Origin of the sequence: Nonomuraea basaltis (assembly GCF_005893125.1) — a bacterium.
GTDB lineage: Bacteria > Actinomycetota > Actinomycetes > Streptosporangiales > Streptosporangiaceae > Nonomuraea > Nonomuraea basaltis.
The window spans coordinates 1-5,040 of the sequence record NZ_VCJS01000430.1 but is presented as its reverse complement, the minus strand read 5'-3'; the positions used below and the strand labels follow the sequence as shown (position 1 = coordinate 5,040).

General features: G+C 67.9%; 6 protein-coding genes and 1 pseudogene. 5 read left to right on the top strand and 2 right to left on the bottom strand.

The annotated features are described in order from the left end of the window. Positions 1-319: pseudogene (locus tag EJK15_RS67600) on the bottom strand (hypothetical protein); the annotation flags it as partial. Further along, positions 316-828, bottom strand: coding sequence for a SigE family RNA polymerase sigma factor (locus tag EJK15_RS67595; protein ID WP_138720652.1), 513 nt, complete (start codon positions 826-828; stop codon positions 316-318). The pseudogene EJK15_RS67600 and the gene EJK15_RS67595, both read right to left, overlap by 4 nt. A 278-nt stretch (positions 829-1,106) precedes the next feature. Between EJK15_RS67595 and EJK15_RS67590 the strand changes: the two genes are divergently transcribed. From EJK15_RS67590 to EJK15_RS67570, 5 genes are all read left to right on the top strand, one after another. Further along, positions 1,107-1,451: a histidine triad nucleotide-binding protein gene (locus EJK15_RS67590; RefSeq protein WP_138720651.1), complete on the top strand. Its 345-nt coding sequence runs from the start codon at positions 1,107-1,109 to the stop codon at positions 1,449-1,451. A 123-nt stretch (positions 1,452-1,574) separates the two neighbouring features. Beyond that, positions 1,575-2,624 carry a PhoH family protein gene (locus EJK15_RS67585; protein WP_138720650.1) on the top strand — a complete coding sequence of 350 codons (1,050 nt, stop codon included), beginning with the start codon at positions 1,575-1,577 and terminating at the stop codon, positions 2,622-2,624. Beyond that, entirely contained in the window at positions 2,614-3,090 is a 477-nt protein-coding gene (gene ybeY / locus EJK15_RS67580; protein ID WP_138720649.1) for an rRNA maturation RNase YbeY, read from the top strand. Before EJK15_RS67585 ends, ybeY begins: the two co-directional genes overlap by 11 nt. Continuing rightward, a complete protein-coding gene (locus tag EJK15_RS67575; protein WP_138720648.1) occupies positions 3,087-4,382 on the top strand; it encodes a hemolysin family protein in 1,296 nt (431 codons plus the stop codon). The genes ybeY and EJK15_RS67575 overlap by 4 nt, the downstream gene beginning before the upstream one ends. A 326-nt stretch (positions 4,383-4,708) precedes the next feature. Next, a partial coding sequence (locus tag EJK15_RS67570) for a hypothetical protein (RefSeq protein WP_138720647.1) occupies positions 4,709-5,040 on the top strand: 332 nt, incomplete at its 3' end.

Here is a 5,040-nt window from a genome sequence, read left to right as displayed (position 1 = left end):
GGGGCGGCGGCTGCTGGGAGCGAGTGGTGGAGGAGTTGGACGGGAGCCTGGCGGACGTCTCGTCGTCGATCACCTTGGCAGGGCTCTCGTATATGACCTTCGAGCGCAGCTCGGGAACGACCATCACGATTGTTCCCGCCACCAGCACAGCACTGGCCGCGGCCGCGCCCGCCCGCCACCAGAACAGGTTACGGACGCCGCGCCGCTCGATGCGGGCGCGGATGATCTCCAGTCCTTCCGGCGAGGGCACGACCGCGTCCGCCTCCGCGCGGAGCGCACGGCGCAGGAGGTCGCCGTACTCGTCGGGGGGCTGGGTCATGACATTTTCTCCAGGACGGATCGCAAAGCGGCCATGCCACGTGCGGTGTGGCTCTTGACCGCGCCCTTGCTGATGCCCATGGCATGGGCGATCTCAGCCTCGGACAGATCACCGTAGTAGCGCAGAACCAGTGCTTCTCTCTGTCGGGTCGGCAGGGCCCGTAACGCCTCGATCACGGCGGAGCGTTCCAGTTCGCCGATCGCGCCGTTCTCGGCGCTCGGGGCGTCTGGGAGACCCTTGGGAGCGTACTTCTCGACGACCGCGCGGTGACGCAGCACGGAACGGGACCGGTTGACGACAGATTGACGCAGGTAGGCGAGTGCTTTGTCGGGGTCACGCAGCCTACGCCAGGCGCCATGGATGGCGACGAACGCATCCTGCACGACTTCCTCAGCGGTTGCTGTGTCGCGTACGAGCAACGCAGCGAGACGCACCAACGACCGGAAGTGCGCGCTGTAGAGCGCGGTAACGGCCATGTCGGCATCCCACCCGACCGGCACCGCCCCCATCGACCTGTCGGCCAGCAGGGTTTCGGTGGTCACATCAGTGGGACGCGCGGCCTTCCCAGAGGGTTTACGCTCTTCCGGTTCTTGAGGTTTCCCCGGTTCCTTAGGGTGCATTACCCAGTCGTGTCCTCGCCAGGTGACGCTCGCCCGACCCTGAATCGTCTTTTGTTCTGAAGTGTCGCACACTCACCCTAACCGCGTTGATCTTCCCACGCACGACACTGAGGATTACCGATTCGCAACGGACTCGCTAACACGAAGGCGATCGGTAGGGTGCTGCTGTGAACGACTGCCTCTTCTGCAAAATCGTTGCCAAGGAGATTCCCGCCGAGATCGTTTACGAAACCGGCAGGACACTGGCGTTCCGCGACACCAATCCGCAGGCTCCCACCCACGTGCTGGTCATCACGAAGGGCCACTACGCCAACGCGGCCGCGTTGGCCGACGCCGACGACGGCCTCGCCGACGACGTGCTCAAGGCCGCCCACGCCGTGGCCGTGAAGGAGCAGGTGGCGGAGGGCGGCTACCGGGTGGTGTTCAACACCGGGCCGGCCGCCGGCCAGACCGTCTTCCACGTACACGCCCACGTCCTGGGCGGACGGGCCCTGACCTGGCCGCCCGGATAGGGCGTTCCGTAGCGAGACGGGCGGGCATGGTGATATTGACGAGAGTAATCCGCCTGGTCCCGGCTACGATGGGCGGAGAAGAACACCGAAGAGACCGGGAGGCATCAGGCCGCTGGCCTGCCCATGTCCGAACTACACGAATCCCGCCGCACGGCACCTCCCTCGCGCACGCAAGCCAAGGTGCTGATTCCGGACGAATACCCGATGGTCAGCCTCCTCGGCTCCCGCGACGAGCTGCTACGCGTCATCGAGGGCGCTTTCAGGGCCGACATCCACGTACGGGGCAACGAGATCACCGTCACAGGCAGCCCTGACGAGAGCGGCACCGTGGTGCGGCTCTTCGAAGAGCTCGTCGAGGTGCTGCGCAGCGGTGGCGAGCTCACCCCCGACGCGGTCGAGCGCAGCATCGCCATGCTCCGCATGACCTCCGACCGCCCCGCCGAAGTGCTGTCCCTCGACATCCTGTCCTCGCGCGGGCGCACGATCAGACCGAAGACCGTCAACCAGAAGCGCTACGTCGACTCGATCGACAAGCACACGGTCGTGTTCGCCATCGGCCCGGCCGGCACCGGCAAGACCTATCTCGCCATGGCCAAGGCCGTGCGGGCGCTGCAGGAGAAGCGGGTCAACCGGATCATCCTGACCCGCCCGGCCGTCGAGGCGGGGGAGCGGCTGGGCTTCCTGCCCGGCACGCTCTACGAGAAGATCGACCCCTACCTGCGGCCGCTCTACGACGCGCTGCACGACATGCTCGATCCCGACTCGATCCCCAAGCTGATGGCCGCCGGCACGATCGAGGTCGCACCGCTGGCCTACATGCGCGGCCGGACCCTGAACGACGCGTTCATCATCCTCGACGAGGCGCAAAACTCCTCGGCCGAGCAGATGAAGATGTTCCTCACCAGGCTCGGCTTCAACTCCAAGATCGTGGTGACGGGCGACGTGACGCAGGTCGACCTGCCCTCGGGCACGGTCAGCGGGTTGCGGGTGGTCCAGGAGATCCTCGAGGGCATCCCCGACATCCACTTCGCGCGCCTGTCCAGCTCCGACGTCGTACGCCACAAGCTGGTGAGCGACATCGTGGACGCCTACGGGCGTTACGACGCGCTGCAGGAGCCCAAGCGCATCCAGCAGCGCAGCGGCAAACGACGGGTGAGCGACCGTGAGCATTGAGATCAACAATGAGTCCGGCGTCGGCGTCGACGAGGAAGCCATCGTCGCCCTGGCCGCTCACGTGCTCGGCGAGATGGGCATCAACCCGCTCGCCGAGCTGTCCATCGTGGTGGTCGACGAGAACGCCATGGCCGAGCTGCACGAGAAGTGGATGGGCGAGCCGGGCCCGACCGACGTGCTGGCCTTCCCGATGGACGAGCTGCGTCCCGGCGGCGGCGCGCGCGGCGACGCGGAGAGCCCGGCCGACCCCGCGCTCCTCGGTGACGTCGTGCTCTGCCCGCAGGTGGCCGCCAGGCAGGCGGAGGAGGCGGGGCACGGCACCGCGGACGAGCTGGAGCTGCTGTGCACGCACGGCATCCTGCACCTGCTCGGCTACGACCACGCCGAGCCCGAGGAGCACAAGGAGATGTTCGGACTACAGGCCCAGCTCCTGGAGTCGTGGCAGGAGGTGCGCAACCCGCGGTGAACGCCTGGTTGCCCTTGGCCATCGTCCTCGTGATCATCGGTGGCCTGATCGCCAGCGCGGAAACGGCACTGACGCGCATCTCGAGGGTGCGCGCCGAGGAATACGTGCGTGACGGCAGGCGGGGCGCGGTGCACCTGCAGGCCATCGTCACCGACCCGCCCCGCTACCTCAACCTGCTCCTGCTGCTCCGGCTGAGCTGCGAGCTGGTCGCCACGGTCATCACGACGTTGCTGTTCATCGACCTCATGCACGACCAGGGCTGGGCCTACGTCTGGGCCGCGGTCGTGATGATCGTGATCAGCTACGTGGTGGTCGGCGTCATGCCGCGCACGCTGGGCCGCCAGCACGCCGAGCCGGTCGCGCTGGCCAGCGCCCCCATCGTCTACGGCCTGACCCGCATCTTCGGCCCCCTGCCGAAGCTGCTGATCCTGCTGGGCAACGCCCTGACGCCCGGCAAGGGGTTCCGCGACGGCCCGTTCACCTCGGAGGCCGAGCTGCGTGACCTGGTCGACCTGGCCGAGGAGCGCCGGGTGATCGAGCCCGACGAGCGCGAGATGATCCACTCGGTGTTCGAGCTGGGCGACACGCTGGTGCGCGAGGTCATGGTGCCGCGCACCGACATGGTCTACATCGAGCGCGGCAAGACCATCGACCAGGCCCTGTCGCTGGCGCTGCGCAGCGGCTTCTCCCGCATCCCGGTGGTGGGCGAGAACGAGGACGACGTCGTCGGGATCGCCTACCTCAAGGACATCGCCCGCAAGATCCACGAGTCCGGCGAGGGCGGCGGCAAGGAGCCGGTCGAGTCGATCATGCGCTCGGCGGCATACGTGCCGGAGAGCAAGCCCATCGACCAGCTCATGCGCGAGATGCAGGCCCGGCAGATCCACATCGCCATCGTCATCGACGAGTACGGCGGCACCGCCGGACTGGTCACGATCGAGGACGTGCTGGAGGAGATCGTCGGCGAGATCACCGACGAGTACGACCAGGAGGCGCCCCGCGTCGAGCGCGTCCCCGACGGCGGCCTCAGGGTGACGGCCCGGATGCCGGTCGACGAGCTGGCCGAGCTGTTCGACACCGAGATCGAGGTGGACGACGTGGAGACCGTGGGCGGGCTGCTGGCCCACGCGCTCGGCCGGGTGCCGATCGCCGGGTCGCACGCGGAGGTGGCCGGCCTGTCGCTCACCGCGGAGACCCTCGCGGGCCGCCGCAACCGCATCAGCACCGTGGTCGTCCGCCACGTCGCGCCTCCCGAGGACGCGGTCGTGCCGGCCGCCGCCGAACACGACTAGCCCGTCTACCTGCGGGGACACATGCGGACGGATGCGGCAAGTGTTCTACAAGTTATCTGCAAGCCGCGTCCGGCACTCTCTAATCACGACATCCAGTGCGGTGGGTGTCAGAGAGGAAGCATCCGAACGCCGGGTGGGGTTCGCGGCTGGAGGATGCTCCTGGGGGGACGACAGCGTCCCGGTCGGACGACCGACTGAGACGCTGATCGGCGTAAAGGGTGTTCTCGTCCGGAAAGCCGGATGAGGGCACCCTTTTTGCATGTTGGTGGAAACTCCGGTGGATTGCCGCATTCGTCGCTAGGGGAGGCTTTGCGCCAGGGGGGATCATGAGACGACGACAGGGGATCATCGTCTGCGGCCTGCTGGCCTGCGCCCTGGCCGGATGCGGCGGGGAGGGCGCGGAGAGCTTCCTCGACGCGCAGGCCATGACGCAGCTTCGCGAGGTGCTCAACAAGGAGCCACAGCTGCCCGACGGCTTCATAGTCCGGCCGGAGCAGGCGTGGCGGGTGCCGTTCGGGACGAAGGACCACAACTGCCGGGCGCTGCTGGAGCCCGCCGGCGGGCGCGCGCCCGGCCAGGCGCTGACCGCCCAGGCGGCGGTCAGCTACCACGGCGACGGGCTGGGGGAGCAGGCCGGGGCTGTCGCTTATACACATCT